The following is a 15,489-nucleotide window of genomic DNA, read 5'->3' as shown; positions in this document are numbered from 1 at the left end:
CTGAAATGTCCCAACCATCTGACAAAGCCCTCGTCCCATTTGTAAGCGTCGATAATATGATGCGGCTTGTGCATCACGTTGGCGTTGAAACCATGCTGCAAGAATTGGCAGCCTACGTCGAAGCCGATTTCCGCCGTTGGGAACTCTTTGACAAAACCCCACGTGTGGCCTCGCACTCTGATGTTGGGGTGATTGAATTGATGCCCACTAGCGATGGCGAGGCCTATGGCTTTAAATACGTCAACGGCCATCCCAAAAACACATCCGAGGGCCTACAGACGGTCACCGCCTTTGGTTTGCTTGCAGATGTTTATACGGGTTATCCGGTCTTGCTGACCGAAATGACTTTGTTAACTGCCCTGCGCACGGCGGCAACCTCGGCGATGGCCGCCAAATTCCTGGCACCCAAAAGTTCCAAAACCATGGCGATGATCGGCAATGGCGCGCAATCCGAATTTCAAACCCTGGCGATGAAAGCCATCGTTGGCATTGAAAATGTGCGTTTGTACGACACAGATTCTGCGGCCTCTGAAAAATGCGCCCGTAACCTCAAAGGCTTAGGCGTCAATGTCACCATCTGCACCTCGCCCGAACAAGCCATGCAGGGCGCACAAATCCTGACGACTTGTACCGCGGATAAAAAGAATGCCACCATTCTAAGCGACAATATGGTTGGCGCGGGTGTGCACATCAACGCCATCGGCGGCGACTGCCCCGGCAAAACTGAATTGGCCTCTGGCATTCTGGAACGCGCTGATGTTTTTGTGGAATTTCCTCCCCAAACCCGCATCGAGGGCGAGATTCAACAAATGCCAGCAGATTTCGAGGTCACCGAACTGTGGGAGGTGATCGAAGGCACGAAGACCGGCCGCCGCGACGACAAACAAATCACCTTATTTGACGGTGTTGGTTTCGCGATCGAAGACTTCTCGGCCTTGCGCTATGTGCGTGACAGCATCAAAGGCACTGATTTCTGCGATATGCTGGATATGCTGGCAGACCCCGATGATCCACGCGATCTGTTTGGCATGCTGCAGCGTTCAAAGGTTCCGGCCTAAACCAAATTGGGCCTCATCGCTGAGGCCCTTTTTTATGCGTCCAATTCCGCATCCCAATACAGAAAATCCACCCAACTTTCATGCAAATGGTTTGGGGGAAACTTGCGCCCTGTATTTCGCAATTCTTCCGCATCTGGCTGACGTGGCGGCTTACGCAACTGCATATGCGCTTGACGCAGGCTTTTGGATCCTTTTCGCAAATTACAAGGGCTACAGGCCGCAACCACATTGTGCCAACTTGTGATGCCCCCCGCCGCGCGCGGAATAACATGATCAAAGGTCAATTCGCCGCGCGATCCGCAGTACTGGCAACAAAATTCATCCCGTAAAAAAAGATTAAAGCGCGTGAAGGCCACGCGCTTGACTGGTTTGACATAATCTCTGAGGACAACAACCGAGGGTATTCGTATCTCAATGCTGGGGCTGCGCACGATCTGATCGTATTCAGCCACGATATCAACCCGGTCCATATAAGCCGCCTTTACGGCGTCCTGCCAGGGCCACAACGACAATGGATAATATGACAAAGGCCGATAGTCCGCATTCAGCACCAAAGCAGGGTGCTGTTTTAACCCACCGGGTTCACGTACAAACTCTGACCTAAAATCGCCATCCATTGGGGACTCATCCTCCGCCCAACTGCTTGTTTTCTTAGCATTCGGACAGGACACCCTGCCCTTACTCTACTTCTACTATATATCGCGTCGACCTTATGACAACCCCCACGATATATGCTTTATACGGGAATGATACGCCGCCGTCGTAACGTCTGCGTGACAGTTATCCACAAGGCATGTTTTTCATGCGGCATGCAAAAAGGGCCGACACACAGTGCCGACCCCTTTTCTAACACCAAAGCTTAAACCAAGCTTAAAGACCCAATTTGTCCCGCATAAATGCCAAAGCAACACTCAGACCATCCGGCGCAATACCATGCGCGGTGCCCTTCATGATATGGGCGAAAACATCCTGGAAACCTGCGGTTTGCAACGCCTCGGCCGCCTCAGGCAACGATTTCACGGGCACCACATCATCTTGATCGCCGTGCACCAGCAAAATCGCAGGCTTGCTTACGGTTTCATCCGCCAACAAATCAGGGTTCAACAAACGCCCAGAAAACGCCACCACGCCCGCAACTTCATCTTCGCGTCGTGGTGCCACATGCAGCGCCATCATCGTGCCTTGTGAAAAACCAAACAGCACAACCTGTTCTGGCAAGACATCTTCATCTACCATCAGCGCATCCAAGAACGCATTCAGATCTTCGACTGCCGCTTGCATGCCCAACATGCTTTCTTCTTCGGACGAGCCATCAATCCAAGGAATCGGGAACCATTGCAAACCCATCGGCATGCCCGGTATTGTTTCCGGCGCATCGGGCGCAATAAACAAAGTGTCTGGCAAATGCTCCGCCAATGGATCAGCCAAACCGATCAAATCCTGGCCATTGGCCCCATATCCATGCAGAAAAACCACAACGGAACGTGTTTCTCCTGAAACCGGCTCCTTGCGCAGCGCATTCAATACCCGAGTCATCTGATGCCTTCCCTATCCTTTGCCACATGGTAGTAGGCCCACAAGAGCCGCGCCGCAACCGATCTCCATGGGCTCCAGTCCTCTGCCATCACACGCAAGGCCTTTTCCGAAGGCCGGTCGTTCAATTGAAACAAAACACGTGCCGCTTCTTGCAACGCCAAATCACCCGGCGCAAAAACGTCAGCGCGTCCTAGGCTAAACATTGCGTAAATCTCTGCTGTCCAAACGCCGATGCCGCTGACTTGGGTTAATGTCTTGATCACATCCGCCGTTGGAACATCCCGTAAGGCTTTAAAATCAATACGTGCTTCGGCCAATGCACGAGCATATTTCACCTTTTGCCGGCTTAGACCTGCTGCGCGCAGGTCATCATCTGTTGCCCACATAACTTTGCGCGGCCCGGTTAATCTCGCAGCTTTCAGTCTTGCCCAAATGGCGTTTGCAGCCGCAACGCTGACCTGTTGGCTCACAATCGCACTTAACAATGGCTCAAACCCATCAGACTTGCGCCGCAATGGCAAAGTCCCTGTTAAATTTAGCGCCTGGGCGAAACGCGGATCAAATCGCGCCAACCAATCCGCGCCTTCTGCGACACAGGCATCCGTTTCTATTATTCGGCCAACCAAATTCGCTCTCCTGATTTGGCCGCATCAGACCGGTGCAAACCATCCAAGTCAAACGCGTATTTCAGGCAACCGTAATTGTGACCCAGAACCCGGGAAAAATTGTACCAAACCCCTTTCCAAACCAAAGTTTGAAGTCTAGCCATTCCCCCATGACTCAATTGATTGATGACTCCCGCGCCAAAAAGACGGTTTTTGTTCTTGTTCTGGCCCAAGCCCTTATCGGCGCACAGATGCCCATGATCTTTACGATCGGTGGATTGGCTGGCCAATCGCTTGCCAGCAATGCATGTTTTGCAACTTTGCCCATTTCGCTGATTGTGCTTGGTTCAATGATCAGCGCCACCCCCATGTCTGCAATTATGCAAAAACATGGACGTCGCGCAGGCTTCATTCTTGGGGCATTCTGCGGGGCGCTTGGCGCTGTCATCGGGGCCTACGGCCTTTATACCAGCAGCTTTACGATCTTTTTGATCGGCAGCCTTTTCACCGGCGTCTACATGAGCGCACATGGCTTTTACCGCTTTGCCGCCGCCGATACTGCCTCTGATGCGTTTCGACCCAAAGCCATTTCATACGTCATGGCCGGAGGCCTGGCCGCGGCCTTGATTGGCCCGCAAATCGTCAAAGTCACGGCTGACGCGATGGTTGTGCCCTTTATGGGCACCTATGCGGCGGTTATCGCCCTTAATCTTCTGGGGGCATTTCTGTTTGTCTTTCTGGACATCCCCAAACCCGCGCCCCCCAAAGCCGACGCCGCACCGAGCCGCTCGCGCTGGGAACTGATCACCACGCCACGCATTGCCGTGGCGATTATCTGCGCCACAGTTTCCTATGCGCTGATGAACCTGATGATGACGTCAACGCCGCTTGCTGTGGTCGGATGCGGTTTCACCAAAGACAATGCAGCCGACATTGTCAGCGGCCATGTTCTGGCGATGTTTGCTCCTTCGTTTTTCACTGGCCATTTGATTGCGCGATTTGGCGTCGAGAAAATCGTCGCCATTGGGCTTGTGATCCTTGCCGCTGCAGGTGCCGTTGCCCTAATGGGGGTAACGCTGCCGAATTTCTTTGCAGCGCTTATCCTTTTGGGCATTGGTTGGAACTTTGGCTTCATCGGTGCCACAGCCATGCTCGCCGAGGCCCATGCACCACATGAACGCGGCAAGATGCAAGGTCTGAACGATCTGATTGTTTTTGGTGGTGTCACAATGGCCTCGTTGGCTTCGGGCGGATTGATGAATTGCTCTGGCGGCAATGCGGTCGAGGGCTGGACAGCCGTAAATCTGGCGATGGCTCCCTTTTTGGTCTTGGCAGGCGGTGCGTTAATTTGGCTGGCCTTCCGGCCCAAAGAAGAGATGGTCAGCCAATAAAATAAGCGTGCTGAATTGCTTCAGCGCGCTTATTAAAGTGATACATTGCGTTAACAATACTGCTTAAGCAAATTGTTTGCTTTGCCCATCACGCGCAGAATCCTGCGCCAAAAGTCCCATTTTAACAGCCTTCAACCCATCCATCAAAGAGACCTCAGGCGCACCGCCGCCGCGCACGACCTCCAAGAACTTCACATGCTGGTAGAACGTCGACCCATTGTGATCGCCCGCATCCAAAATCGTTGGATCAACCGGTATTTCCACCATTTGCGGTCCTTTGGGACTGCGCGGCGATACCACAACTTGTGAGACAGGCGGTTCGCCCAAATGTGTTGGCCAGAACCGACCTGGGCCAGGCACAAAGGCCTCGATCTTACCCTCAGGTCCAACCGCGCTGATTTCTTCCTGAAACTTGCTGCCCTCGGCATACATGCTCAGCTCCAGCATGCCACGCGCGCCATTGGCAAAATCAACGATCACATACGCCGTGTCCCAAATATCTGAGGCTGCCCCATCATAGTTTTCATCCAAATGGTTCACCTCTTGGCCTGCCGAGGCCATAATGCGCACCGGGTCTGCCCCAATGATCAAACGCATCAAATCAAAGAAGTGACAGCATTTTTCAACCAATGTGCCGCCAGAGTTTTTGTTAAATCGGTTCCAATTGCCAACTTTGCCCAAAAACGGAAACCGATGCTCGCGGATCGTCAACATTTTCACGCCGCCTGTTGCCTTTTGCACCTCTTCGACCAAGGTTTGGATCGGAGGCATATAGCGGTATTCCATCGCAACCCAAATCGGGGCCGGATAGCTTTCCTTGAACGCCAGCAATTTCGCCTCATCGTTTGCGTCAGTGAAAAGCGGCTTTTCCATCAGCAAAGGGAGTGGATTACGCGCCGCAATTGCCTCTAGCTGCGGCACATGCATATGGTTTGGGCTGACCACCAACAAACAATCCAGATCCTCACGATCCAAAAGCGCTTCTAGCGTGTCGCACAGCGTTGCATTTGGCTCTATCGCTTTCGCGGCATTGGCCATTATTTCATCTGGTTCATAAATTGCAGCCACACGCGCGTTTTCCAACAGCGCAATATTTCGCATATGTTCCTGCCCCATCATGCCGCAGCCGATGATGCCATAGTTGATGTCACGGTTCATTGAGAGCTCCTTATTTCAGCCGCTGCACATACAGCGCCTGATCCGTGTCAAACCAAGTTCTTGAGTATTCGATGGGCATATTTTGGTCCGCCCAACTAAAACGTTCCACAAATCCAACGGTCGAACCGACGGGTTTTGTGAATATATCCGGTGCCCATTGCGGCACTTTTGCGATGCTCACCCGGTCTTCGGCACGGGTAATCCAAAAGCCAAGTTGCTTTTGATAATAGTGATAAAGCGAATCCGACAGGGCAGCCTCGCTGACTTCACCCGCCGATTCGTCGAGCCAAATCTCTTCCACAGCAATAATTGTATCATTCAAATACCGCAGCCGACGGATGCGCGCGCCGCGATCAGCATAGCCAAACTCGGGCAAGTCTTGCGGCTTTGAAACCGTGGCGACCGACAAGATATCTGCGCGTGGCAAGCCCCCACCTTCGGGCAATTCCAGACGAAACAATCCATAAACACTGTCGCGCACACTGCCGGCACGAATGTAATTCCCAGACCCCTGAATTCGCTCCAAAAGCCCTTTGTTTGTGAGTTCGCCAAGCGCTTTGCGCAGGGTGCCAACAGAAGTGTTCATACCCGCTGCCATCTCACGTTCTGGCGGCAATCGTTCGCCATCCAACAGGCGGCCCGCACTGATGTCTCGGATGATCAGTTCTGTAATTTGCACATAAACAGGCAGCGCGTTTCGGTTTCGATTTGTCACTAAAAACCCCGTGTCAGGATGTCGCGGAAAAAATTGATACACCATTGATCCATATCAAGGCGGATGTTACCCAAGTGGTAAGCGAAGACAACCCATAGGATCAAAAATGACAGTCGTGCCCATTACATCACCTGATCTCGACGCGGCAGAAGTGTCATGGTTTTCAGCACTTTGCTCTGATGACTACCAATTTTTAGGTGTGCCAGATGGCGATCTGCGCTCCTCTTGGGAGCATTGCTCAAACATTGTCAAAACTGCCGAAGAGCAAGGGTTCAACAACATTCTGTGCCCCTCTTCTTATCAAGTGGGTCAAGACACGCTTTCATTTGTGGCCGGCTGTGCGCCGATCACCGACAAGATAAACCTGCTGGCGGCGGTGCGTTGTGGCGAAGTACAACCCATCATGCTGGCGCGCACAATCGCAACGCTGGATCACATGCTAAAAGGCCGTCTGACGGTCAATATTATCAGCTCTGATTTTCCCGGTGAAAAAGAAGAAAGCGCCTTCCGCTACCAGCGCTCTCGCGAAGTCGTTGAAATCCTCAAGCAAGCCTGGACACAGGACGAAATCAATCACGAAGGCGACGTATATAACTTCAAGGGCCTGACCACTGATCCGGTGAAACCTTACCAGCAAAACGGCGGCCCGCTGCTGTATTTTGGCGGCTATTCTCCCTCTGCTTTGGAACTTTGCGGCGAACACTGCGACGTCTATTTGATGTGGCCAGAAAAGATCGAAGAGCTTAAAAGCCGCATGAAGGCCGTGCATTCGGTTGCCGAGAAATACAATCGCACGCTTGATTACGGCCTGCGCGTCCACATGATTGTGCGTGACACCGAAAAAGAAGCCCAGGAATACGCAGATTACATTGTCTCAAAGCTTGACGATGAATATGGCCAAATGATCCGCGAACGCGCGCTGGACAGCACGTCTTTGGGTGTCAGCCACCAAGCCAAAAACCGCGAGCTGGCGGACAAATACGGCTATATCGAACCAAACCTCTGGACCGGTGTAGGCCGGGCCCGCTCTGGCTGCGGCGCTGCCCTGGTTGGATCGACCGATCAGGTCATGTCCAAAATCGAAGATTATCAGAAAATGGGCATTCGCGCCTTTATCTTCTCGGGTTACCCGCACCTAGAAGAAGCCAAACATTTTGGCGCACGCGTATTGCCTAACCTAAAAACCTGCTCGCTGCCGATCGAATATGGCCGCGCGCCCGCCACAACACCAGCAACACCACTTGGTAACGGAGTCCGCCGCTAATGGATCGCATCAAATTATCCCCGTCTCTGGACATGAGCCGCATCGTCTATGGCATGTGGCGCCTTGGCGACGACAGCGATACATCTCCTGCCCATGTCGAAGCCAAAATCCAAGCCTGCTTGGACCAAGGCATCACCACCTTTGACCAAGCCGACATTTACGGTGAATATGTTGCAGAGGCGGTTTTGGGCGGTGCATTGCGTGCCAATCCTGCCCTGCGCGCGCAAATGCAAATCGTCACAAAATGTGACATCGTTGCACCCTGCGGCCGTTATTCTGACGTCAAAGTTAAATACTATGACACCTCACGTGCGCATATCGAAAAATCGGTTGATATTTCGCTTCAGGAAATGGCGATCGATCACATAGACCTCTTGCTGGTGCACCGCCCTGATCCCTTGATGGATCATCATGAAACCGGTGCCGCACTTGATGACCTAGTGGCCTCAGGCAAAGTTGGCAACATTGGTGTTTCCAATTTCCGCCCCTGGGATTGGGACTTGCTGCAATCGGCGATGAAAACCAAACTGGTCACCAACCAAATTGAAATCAGCCTTGCAGAAATCGGCCCTTTCACCAATGGCGACCTGGCGTTCCACCAACGCCAAGCCAATCCAATCATGGCCTGGTCACCTTTGGGTGGCGGTAGCATCATAAACAACAGCGACAAACTGGGCATCGTATTGGACGACCTGGCCGCCGAATTTGATGTGGATCGTGGCGCGGTTGCGGTGGCCTTTCTTTTGGCGCATCCCGCCCAGATCCTGCCTGTCATGGGCACCAACAACCTGTCCCGTATTGCCACCATCGCTGACGCGCTCAAAGTCAATCTTGACCGCGAAAGCTGGTACCGTTTGTACGAAGCAGCCCTTGGTAACGAGGTTCCTTAATGAATGCCTATGCCCCAGATATGCCCATAGCTTTCCAGCCTGACCCAGAAAACACCCGCTTGTTGCGGGATGCCTTTGGTCGATTTGCGACCGGCGTTACCATTGTCACTGCGTCCTCTGATGACGGCCCTGTTGGCATTACAGCCAATAGCTTTTCGTCCGTATCACTAGAACCGGCCATGGTGCTTTGGGCTCCGGCCAAGACGTCTCGGCGGTTTCCCTACTTTGAAAAAACAGAGCACTACGCGATTCACGTGTTAGGCTCTGATCAAAGCGATCTTTGTGGCAGCTTTGCAAAAGATGCATTTGCGCTGCAACATATCGAACACGAACAAAATGAATTTGGCGTTCCAATTATGCCAAATTGTCTTGCCCGCTTTGAATGCAAACGCGTCGCGGGCTTTGATGGCGGCGATCACGTCATCGTTTTAGGACAAGTATTAAAGGCCGAGATGCGCGACGGAGACGCATTGGGTTTCTACGCCGGAAAAATCGGCCAATTCGCGCAAAAATAAGCGCAAGGGTCTGCCTGAGGAGGACAGGCCCACCAACAAGGGGGAGGATCCGCATGGGCGGATTGCTGGCGTTGATTACGCCTCTGAGTTTTGTAAACGCTGCGGTGCTCAAACTAGGCCGCGGCGTTGGCTGTGTGGCAGTAGCCTTTATGGTCGCCGCCATTTTGATACAGGTCTTTTGCCGATATGTGCTGAACAACGCCTTGCCTTGGCCTGACGAAGCGGCGCGCTTTGGCATGTTATGGATGACGGGTCTTATGGCCCCCACAGCCTTTCGCCGGGGTGGATTTGTCGCAATCGAAACGGTCCCAGATCTGTTGCCCAAACGCGTTGGCGATATCCTCAGCCTAATCCTGTTGACGCTCTCCCTTGTTGTTTTGGTCATGGCTGTCACCATTGGCTACAAAGAAGTCACGGGCTTTGGCGGACGCTTTGCCACTGCTTCGCTTTATTTGCCAACTTCTATTTCTTTTGACGAATGGTACCGCATTCCACGCAGTTGGATGATGATGTCGCTGTTTATCGGTGTCATCTTGCTCATTTCTGTAAATATCGAACTTATTTTGCGCAGCATCGTCGGATTGCTGGGTGGTCGCGACCGCCTGCCGACAATTGATGATGCTGACATCGGAGGCGCTGAATAATGCTGATCTGGTTCTTACCCGTCTTTCTGATTTTCCTCATGGTTGGCCTGCCGGTGTTCTTTGGCCTGCTTGCGGCACCCGGTATTTTGCTATGGCTAAATGGTCAGGAAAAAGACATCACGCTGCTTTATCGCAACGTTTACAACGGCATGGACAGCTTTCCGCTGATGGCAATTCCGTTTTTCATGCTTGCAGGCGAGCTGATGAACAAAGGTGGCATCACCATTCGTTTGGTCGAATTCTCCCAAGCTTTGATGGGGCATCTGCGTGGTGGTCTGGCGCAGGTGAATATTCTGTCATCCATCCTGTTTGCGGGCCTGTCAGGCTCTGCTGTGGCGGACACATCGGCCCTGGGATCAATGTTAATCCCAGCCATGGAAAAACAAGGCTATACTCGTAAATTCGCCGCTGCAATCACGGCGGCTAGCTCTGTTATTGGCCCGATCATCCCGCCTTCGGGCATTATGATCATCTATGCTTATGTCATGGGCGAAAGCGTCGCCGCGCTGTTCCTTGCAGGCATTGTACCAGGCATCTTGGTGGGCGTTGGTCTGATGGTGATGGTCCGAGTGACAGCAGATCGTTATGATCTTCCTCCAGCCCAACGCGTCGTCCTGACAGGCATCGAACTTGGCCCCGTAGAATATTGGTTCTCCTTTGCTCTGGTACGCCTGAACATCGGCCTGTTGTTGGCGCAATTTGTGCCACTTGGCCCCGAGGCCACCTCCACTGCAAAATGGTTGGCCTTTGGTGGTGGTGTTCTGGCAACCCATGGCCTAATGCTCGGACTGCGCCGTGTTGTCAGTCATGATTTCCGCATGGTCTGCAAACGCGCCGTGGTTCCGCTGCAAACGCCGGTGTTGATCCTGGGTGGCATCTTGGTGGGTGTTTTCACCCCAACCGAAGCCGCAGCCGTCGCCGTTGCCTACGCGTTGATCGTGGCCTTTGGCATCCTGCGCACCATGAAACTCAGCGACCTGCCTGATGTTTTGATCCGTGCAGGCATCACATCCTCTGTGGTGTTGTTGCTGGTGGGGGCCGCAATGGCCTTCAAAACCGTTGTCAGCCTCAGCCACGCACCGGAAACGCTGGCGGCCTATATCCTAAGCCTCAGCGACAACCCCTTGATCCTGCTCTTTCTGATCAATCTGTTGTTGTTTGTGGTGGGGATGTTCCTAGACGCTGGCCCTGCGATCATCATTCTTGGCCCAATCCTTGGCCCAATTTTTATCGACCTAGGGGTTGATTCAATTCACTTCGCCATCATCATGAGTGTGAACCTGACCGTTGGTCTGGCCACACCACCCATGGGGTTGGTCTTATTTGTAGCCGCCGCAGTCTCGCAAGAAAAAGTAGAGACTATCGCCAAGGCCATCCTGCCGTTCCTGGCTGTGGAAATAGCTGTGATTTTCCTGATCACCTATGTCCCAGCCATTAGCATGACGATCCCGCGCTTAACGGGTTTCGCGAATTAATTTGAGTAAAAAGGGGAGGAATTACCATGCTCAAGAACACAATCAAATCACTCTCGGTTGCCGCGCTTCTTGCCGCATCCGCAGTGACAGCATCGGCTGCGGACTATACCATCCGGGCCACTGCGAACTCTAATGAAAACGACGAAGACTATGACGGTCTGGTTGTCTTCAAAAACTACGTTGAAGCGGCCTCCAATGGCGCGATCGAAGTAGAATTGTTCATTGGCACACAGCTTTGTTCAAACGGCGCAGAGTGTCTGCAGGGCGTGGCCGAAGGCCAGGTTGATGTTTACATCTCCACTTCTGGCGGCGCGTCCGGCATCTTCCCATATGTTCAGGTTCTTGACCTGCCATATCTGATGGCTGACGACCGCATCGCAGAGCACGTTCTGTCTGGCGACTTTACACGCACATTGCGTGACATGGCGCTGGAAGATTCCGGCAATGCAATCCGTCTGATGACAGTTGGTAACACCGGCGGCTGGCGCAATTTCGCCAACACCAAGCGTCGCGTTGCAAACCCATCTGACATGGATGGCCTGAAAATCCGGACAGTTGTCGCAGACCTTCCACAGGAATTGGTGAAAGCCCTAGGCGCGTCCCCAACTCCGATCCCATGGCCTGAACTGTTCACATCGTTCCAAACGGGCGTTGTTGAAGGCTCTAAAAACGGCATCACCGACATCATGGGCATGAAATTCCCAGATGCAGGTCTGCAGTACGTTACGCTGGATGGCCACGCCTACATGGGTGCCCTTTGGTGGATGAACAACGAAAAGTTCATGGGTATGGACGAAGGCATGCGCCGTGTCATCGTTGACGGCTTCTATGCTCTGCAACAGGCGACTTTCGCCTCTCCAAAGCGTAAGTCCATCAAAGCATACGAAGATTTCGTAGCAGGTGGTGGGGACCTTTATGTTCCAACCCCAGATCAGAAAGCTGCTTTCAAAACAGCCGCGACCCCTGTTTATGACTGGTTCAAATCCAACGTAACACGTGGCGATGAAATCTTTACCGCTCTGACAGACGCTGTTGCCGCAGCCGAAGCAGACGTGAATGCATCACGCGCAGCTGACCTGAACTAAGCTTTGACATGCAAAACAAAGGCGGCCAACTTGGCCGCCTTTTCTATCAATTCAGATCAGTTGATCACCGAAACGGATACATCCAAACCTTATAGTCCTCGACCAAAATATGCGCTTTTTCGATCTCTTCAGACGTCATTTTCTTGACGACCTCTTCCAGACTGATCGCCGCATCAGGGTCGCCGCCAATGGCCGACAATGTGTACCACATATAGGCCCTTACCAAGTCCGGCGCTGGCATGCCGCGCCCAACCTCGTAATACCACCCAATGCCAGATTGCGCGCCCGGATGCCCCTTAAGCGAACTGCGCAGATACCATTCAAACGCCCGCTGATCGTCACGATCCACACCCAGCCCCATCGCATACATCACGCCAATCAGCTCTTCGGCATCCGCATTCCCAGACCGGGCTGCAGGCCACAACTCCGCGTAAGCTTGCTGAAACTTACCCTCTTCCATAAGGTCACGAGCATGTTCAATTTCCGCCATCACCGGCGTCGCCAACAAGGCCAATCCAAAGGCTATCGCGCGCATCTATTTGGTCTCTCTTTTCTTATGGCCACACCAGCCTTGGCGGGCGAACTCCCTGCCCCATTGACCGCTGCTGATTTCATTGATTTTGATATGAAACAGGCGGCCTTAGGGCGTGACCTATTCTACGACAAAATCCTGTCAGGCAACAGAAATATTAGCTGTGCGACCTGTCATCATCCCGATTTTGGCACCGGCGATGGATTGTCTCTTGGCATCGGCGAAGGCGGTGTTGGATTGGGCACAGATCGCACCGCAGGCACGGGTGAAACGCGTATCAAAAAACGCATCCCACGCAATGCACCGCCACTTTGGAATCTCGGGGCCAAAGAGCTGCACACGCTGTTCCATGACGGGCGACTCAGCATCTCTGATGATTTTGAAAACGGATTCAATTCCCCGGCCGAGGAATGGCTGCCCACCGGTTTTAACTCACTGCTCGCAGCCCAAGCGGTTTTTCCACTGGTCGCGCAATTTGAAATGGCTGGCAATCCCGGCGAAAACCAAGTGGCTGGCGCGGCCCATGACCGTATAGATGCCCCTTGGCCTATCATCGCCAAAGCCGTGCGCACCAAAGGCGATTATGGCACACGTTTTGTCGCGGCTTTCGACCACATCCAAGACCCAGATCAAGTCACCATCGTAGAAATCGCCAACGCACTCGCTGCCTTTCAGGCCATCGAATGGCGCAGCATCGATAGCCCATTTGACCAATTTCTTGCCGGTGACACCGCGGCCTTAACAGACACCCAACAACGCGGCATGCAGCTCTTCTATGGCAAGGCAAATTGCAGCACTTGCCATTCAGGCAAGCTGCTCAGCGATCAAAAGTTTCACGCCCTTGCCCTGCCCGCCTTTGGCCCTGGCCGTACCCGTCGCTTTGATCCAATGGTGCGCGATGTGGGCCGTATGGGCGAAAGCGATGATCTGGACGATGCATACCGCTTTCGCACGCCGATGCTGCGCAATGTGGCTTTGACAGCGCCCTATGGCCACAATGGTGCATTTGCGACCCTCGAAAGCATGGTGCGTCACCACTTAAACCCACAGCAATCCCGCCAATCTTGGCAGCCCGCAGATGCCCATTTGCCCAAGGCCGAATGGCTTGCGGCAATTGATTTCACCGTACGGTCAGACAGATTTGAAATGGCGCGCCAAGCGGCAAAAATCGACATCAAATCCGTGGTGCTGTCCGATCAGGATATCTCTGACATAGTCCAGTTTTTACACGCGCTCACCGGAACTGGCCTTAAAACACCAATTTTTGGTGTTCCCGAGGGTTTTGAGCCGTAAATCAATCAGCGGCATTTCCAGTCAATCAAATTTAATTAAATAATATCAGTCAGTTATCCACACGTCGGCACCGTTCCAGCAGTCTCAAAAACGCAATTATTTGACAACCCCCAAATGTTATTGGGGGTTTGCTTGAAATTTTTTGAATAAAATCATTGCCGAAACCGGTTTCGGAACTCACTCTCGAATCAAGCGAGCCAATTAGGCACCGCGAATTCGGGGGAAACATGTCACAAGTCACAAGGCCAAAAACACGCGTAAAAATCAGCGATGTCGCTGAGGCGTTGGGCTTGTCAAAGGGCACCGTTTCAAGGGCAATGAACGCCTATCCTGATATTTCCGAAAGCACACAGTTGCGTGTCAAACGCATGGCCGAGCGCATGGGATATCGTCCATTGTCCCACGCGCAAGCGATCAAAACCGGTCGTGTGCGCGCTTTGGGTCTGGTTCTCGAAACCACCGAATATGACGGGCACGCGCCCTTTTTAACCACCTTTCTGTCTGGCGTTTCTGAGGAAGCCAGCGAGAACGGCTGGACATTAACCGTCGCCACTGCACACTCTGGCGCAGATATGGAACGCACCCTGTTGCGCCTGATCCACGAGCATAAAGCAGACGGTTTCATTCTGCCGCGGACCCGCGTCAGGGATCGACGCGTCAAGATTCTGCTGGATCAGAATGTACCACATGTCCTGTTTGGTCGCACCGGCTATGGCAAAAACACCGAAAGCTCTAGGCTGTCTTGGTATGACATCGCAGGTGGCGATGCCATGGCCCGTGCGGTGCGGCATTTGTCAGAATTGGGGCACAAGCGCATCGGATTTCTCGGCGCTTTGAACGAATATAACTACACCCACCTGCGCCATGACGGCTACCTCAAAGGGCTCGCGGAATGTGGCCTGCCCTATGATGCCAAAATTGACGTTCATGGCATTCAACGCAGTGAAGAGGCTGATGTTGCAACCAAAAAATTGCTGCGTTTGCCCTCTCCGCCAACGGCCATCATTGGCGCGACAGACGCATTGGCGCTTGGCGTTTATGAGGCTGCAGAACAGTTTGGCCTGTCGGTTGGCACCGACCTATCGGTCATTGGATATGACGGCATTCCACAAGGCAGCTATGCCAAACCAAAGCTCAGCAGCTTTCGAGTGGACAGCTATCAGGCGGGCCGTCGGCTTGCGAGTTTGCTGATCCGGCAAATCCGTGGCGAAGACCCACAAGAACTTCGCGAAATTGCCTCTGCGCATTTCGTAAGCGGGGGCTCTGACAATGCGCCCTCAATGAATTCGGAGCAGCTCGCGCGACGACTGACCGAATAAATTTCACCG

The 15,489-nt window shown here is 53.0% G+C and carries 16 protein-coding genes; 10 read left to right on the top strand and 6 right to left on the bottom strand.

What is annotated here, in order from left to right:
• The first annotated feature begins 5 nt into the window (after nucleotides 1–5).
• Nucleotides 6–1,058: an ornithine cyclodeaminase gene (gene ocd, locus ABXG94_RS03100; RefSeq protein WP_353532245.1), complete on the top strand. Its 1,053-nt coding sequence runs from the start codon at nucleotides 6–8 to the stop codon at nucleotides 1,056–1,058.
• A gap of 32 nt (nucleotides 1,059–1,090) precedes the next feature.
• On the opposite strand, the gene ABXG94_RS03095 is transcribed toward ocd, so the two are convergent.
• The 3 genes from ABXG94_RS03095 to ABXG94_RS03085 all read right to left on the bottom strand — a co-directional run bounded on the left by ABXG94_RS03095 (nucleotide 1,091) and on the right by ABXG94_RS03085 (nucleotide 3,220).
• Nucleotides 1,091–1,675, bottom strand: a complete 585-nt coding sequence (locus ABXG94_RS03095; RefSeq protein WP_353532243.1) for an HNH endonuclease — start codon at nucleotides 1,673–1,675, stop codon at nucleotides 1,091–1,093.
• A 253-nt stretch (nucleotides 1,676–1,928) separates the two neighbouring features.
• Nucleotides 1,929–2,594, bottom strand: coding sequence for an alpha/beta hydrolase (locus ABXG94_RS03090; RefSeq protein WP_353532241.1), 666 nt, complete (start codon nucleotides 2,592–2,594; stop codon nucleotides 1,929–1,931).
• Nucleotides 2,591–3,220 (bottom strand): DNA-3-methyladenine glycosylase family protein, encoded by a 630-nt coding sequence (locus ABXG94_RS03085; RefSeq protein WP_353532239.1) that lies wholly within the window; start codon nucleotides 3,218–3,220, stop codon nucleotides 2,591–2,593. The genes ABXG94_RS03090 and ABXG94_RS03085 overlap by 4 nt, the downstream gene beginning before the upstream one ends.
• A 149-nt stretch (nucleotides 3,221–3,369) precedes the next feature.
• On the opposite strand from ABXG94_RS03085, the gene ABXG94_RS03080 reads away from it, so the two are divergent.
• Nucleotides 3,370–4,590 (top strand): MFS transporter, encoded by a 1,221-nt coding sequence (locus tag ABXG94_RS03080; protein WP_353532238.1) that lies wholly within the window; start codon nucleotides 3,370–3,372, stop codon nucleotides 4,588–4,590.
• A 63-nt stretch (nucleotides 4,591–4,653) separates the two neighbouring features.
• Here ABXG94_RS03080 and ABXG94_RS03075 read toward each other — a convergent pair whose 3' ends face one another.
• Together ABXG94_RS03075 and ABXG94_RS03070 are read right to left on the bottom strand one after the other, a co-directional pair.
• Complete coding sequence (locus ABXG94_RS03075; protein WP_353532237.1) at nucleotides 4,654–5,748, bottom strand: Gfo/Idh/MocA family protein; 1,095 nt, start codon at nucleotides 5,746–5,748, stop codon at nucleotides 4,654–4,656.
• 10 nt (nucleotides 5,749–5,758) lie between these two features.
• Entirely contained in the window at nucleotides 5,759–6,508 is a 750-nt protein-coding gene (locus tag ABXG94_RS03070; RefSeq protein WP_502901677.1) for a GntR family transcriptional regulator, read from the bottom strand.
• Nucleotides 6,509–6,569: 61 nt separating this feature from the next.
• Between ABXG94_RS03070 and ABXG94_RS03065 the strand changes: the two genes are divergently transcribed.
• From ABXG94_RS03065 to ABXG94_RS03040, 6 genes are read left to right on the top strand one after another with little or no spacing between them, the layout of a single operon-like run.
• Nucleotides 6,570–7,727 carry an LLM class flavin-dependent oxidoreductase gene (locus ABXG94_RS03065; RefSeq protein WP_353532235.1) on the top strand — a complete coding sequence of 386 codons (1,158 nt, stop codon included), beginning with the start codon at nucleotides 6,570–6,572 and terminating at the stop codon, nucleotides 7,725–7,727.
• Nucleotides 7,727–8,617 (top strand): aldo/keto reductase, encoded by an 891-nt coding sequence (locus ABXG94_RS03060; protein WP_353532234.1) that lies wholly within the window; start codon nucleotides 7,727–7,729, stop codon nucleotides 8,615–8,617. Before ABXG94_RS03065 ends, ABXG94_RS03060 begins: the two co-directional genes overlap by 1 nt.
• Nucleotides 8,617–9,132: a flavin reductase family protein gene (locus tag ABXG94_RS03055; protein ID WP_353532232.1), complete on the top strand. Its 516-nt coding sequence runs from the start codon at nucleotides 8,617–8,619 to the stop codon at nucleotides 9,130–9,132. The genes ABXG94_RS03060 and ABXG94_RS03055 overlap by 1 nt, the downstream gene beginning before the upstream one ends.
• 53 nt (nucleotides 9,133–9,185) lie before the next feature.
• A complete protein-coding gene (locus ABXG94_RS03050) occupies nucleotides 9,186–9,776 on the top strand; it encodes a TRAP transporter small permease (protein WP_353532231.1) in 591 nt (196 codons plus the stop codon).
• Nucleotides 9,776–11,251 carry a TRAP transporter large permease gene (locus ABXG94_RS03045; protein WP_353532229.1) on the top strand — a complete coding sequence of 492 codons (1,476 nt, stop codon included), beginning with the start codon at nucleotides 9,776–9,778 and terminating at the stop codon, nucleotides 11,249–11,251. Before ABXG94_RS03050 ends, ABXG94_RS03045 begins: the two co-directional genes overlap by 1 nt.
• Nucleotides 11,252–11,277: 26 nt before the next feature.
• Nucleotides 11,278–12,336 (top strand): TRAP transporter substrate-binding protein, encoded by a 1,059-nt coding sequence (locus ABXG94_RS03040; RefSeq protein ID WP_353532227.1) that lies wholly within the window; start codon nucleotides 11,278–11,280, stop codon nucleotides 12,334–12,336.
• A gap of 64 nt (nucleotides 12,337–12,400) precedes the next feature.
• Here ABXG94_RS03040 and ABXG94_RS03035 read toward each other — a convergent pair whose 3' ends face one another.
• Nucleotides 12,401–12,871: a tetratricopeptide repeat protein gene (locus ABXG94_RS03035; protein ID WP_353532226.1), complete on the bottom strand. Its 471-nt coding sequence runs from the start codon at nucleotides 12,869–12,871 to the stop codon at nucleotides 12,401–12,403.
• A 21-nt stretch (nucleotides 12,872–12,892) separates the two neighbouring features.
• Between ABXG94_RS03035 and ABXG94_RS03030 the strand changes: the two genes are divergently transcribed.
• Nucleotides 12,893–14,161, top strand: a complete 1,269-nt coding sequence (locus tag ABXG94_RS03030) for a cytochrome-c peroxidase (protein ID WP_353532225.1) — start codon at nucleotides 12,893–12,895, stop codon at nucleotides 14,159–14,161.
• Nucleotides 14,162–14,388: 227 nt separating this feature from the next.
• Nucleotides 14,389–15,480 (top strand): LacI family DNA-binding transcriptional regulator, encoded by a 1,092-nt coding sequence (locus ABXG94_RS03025; protein ID WP_353532223.1) that lies wholly within the window; start codon nucleotides 14,389–14,391, stop codon nucleotides 15,478–15,480.
• Nucleotides 15,481–15,489: the final 9 nt, after the last annotated feature.

Source organism: Cognatishimia sp. WU-CL00825, from assembly GCF_040364665.1.
Classification (GTDB): domain Bacteria; phylum Pseudomonadota; class Alphaproteobacteria; order Rhodobacterales; family Rhodobacteraceae; genus Cognatishimia.
Note: the sequence above shows the minus strand (reverse complement) of the source record. Positions and strands in the feature narration are given on the sequence as shown.

Excerpts from the sequence above, each read along its gene's own strand:
- ocd (WP_353532245.1), top strand. The coding sequence starts at position 6 with ATGTCCCAACCATCTGACAAAGCCCTCGTCCCATTTGTAAGCGTCGAT.
- ABXG94_RS03095 (WP_353532243.1), bottom strand. The coding sequence starts at position 1,675 with ATGGATGGCGATTTTAGGTCAGAGTTTGTACGTGAACCCGGTGGGTTA.
- ABXG94_RS03090 (WP_353532241.1), bottom strand. The coding sequence starts at position 2,594 with ATGACTCGGGTATTGAATGCGCTGCGCAAGGAGCCGGTTTCAGGAGAA.
- ABXG94_RS03080 (WP_353532238.1), top strand. The coding sequence starts at position 3,370 with ATGACTCAATTGATTGATGACTCCCGCGCCAAAAAGACGGTTTTTGTT.
- ABXG94_RS03075 (WP_353532237.1), bottom strand. The coding sequence starts at position 5,748 with ATGAACCGTGACATCAACTATGGCATCATCGGCTGCGGCATGATGGGG.
- ABXG94_RS03070 (WP_502901677.1), bottom strand. The coding sequence starts at position 6,508 with ATGGTGTATCAATTTTTTCCGCGACATCCTGACACGGGGTTTTTAGTG.
- ABXG94_RS03065 (WP_353532235.1), top strand. The coding sequence starts at position 6,570 with ATGACAGTCGTGCCCATTACATCACCTGATCTCGACGCGGCAGAAGTG.
- ABXG94_RS03060 (WP_353532234.1), top strand. The coding sequence starts at position 7,727 with ATGGATCGCATCAAATTATCCCCGTCTCTGGACATGAGCCGCATCGTC.
- ABXG94_RS03055 (WP_353532232.1), top strand. The coding sequence starts at position 8,617 with ATGAATGCCTATGCCCCAGATATGCCCATAGCTTTCCAGCCTGACCCA.
- ABXG94_RS03050 (WP_353532231.1), top strand. The coding sequence starts at position 9,186 with ATGGGCGGATTGCTGGCGTTGATTACGCCTCTGAGTTTTGTAAACGCT.
- ABXG94_RS03045 (WP_353532229.1), top strand. The coding sequence starts at position 9,776 with ATGCTGATCTGGTTCTTACCCGTCTTTCTGATTTTCCTCATGGTTGGC.
- ABXG94_RS03040 (WP_353532227.1), top strand. The coding sequence starts at position 11,278 with ATGCTCAAGAACACAATCAAATCACTCTCGGTTGCCGCGCTTCTTGCC.
- ABXG94_RS03035 (WP_353532226.1), bottom strand. The coding sequence starts at position 12,871 with ATGCGCGCGATAGCCTTTGGATTGGCCTTGTTGGCGACGCCGGTGATG.
- ABXG94_RS03030 (WP_353532225.1), top strand. The coding sequence starts at position 12,893 with ATGGCCACACCAGCCTTGGCGGGCGAACTCCCTGCCCCATTGACCGCT.
- ABXG94_RS03025 (WP_353532223.1), top strand. The coding sequence starts at position 14,389 with ATGTCACAAGTCACAAGGCCAAAAACACGCGTAAAAATCAGCGATGTC.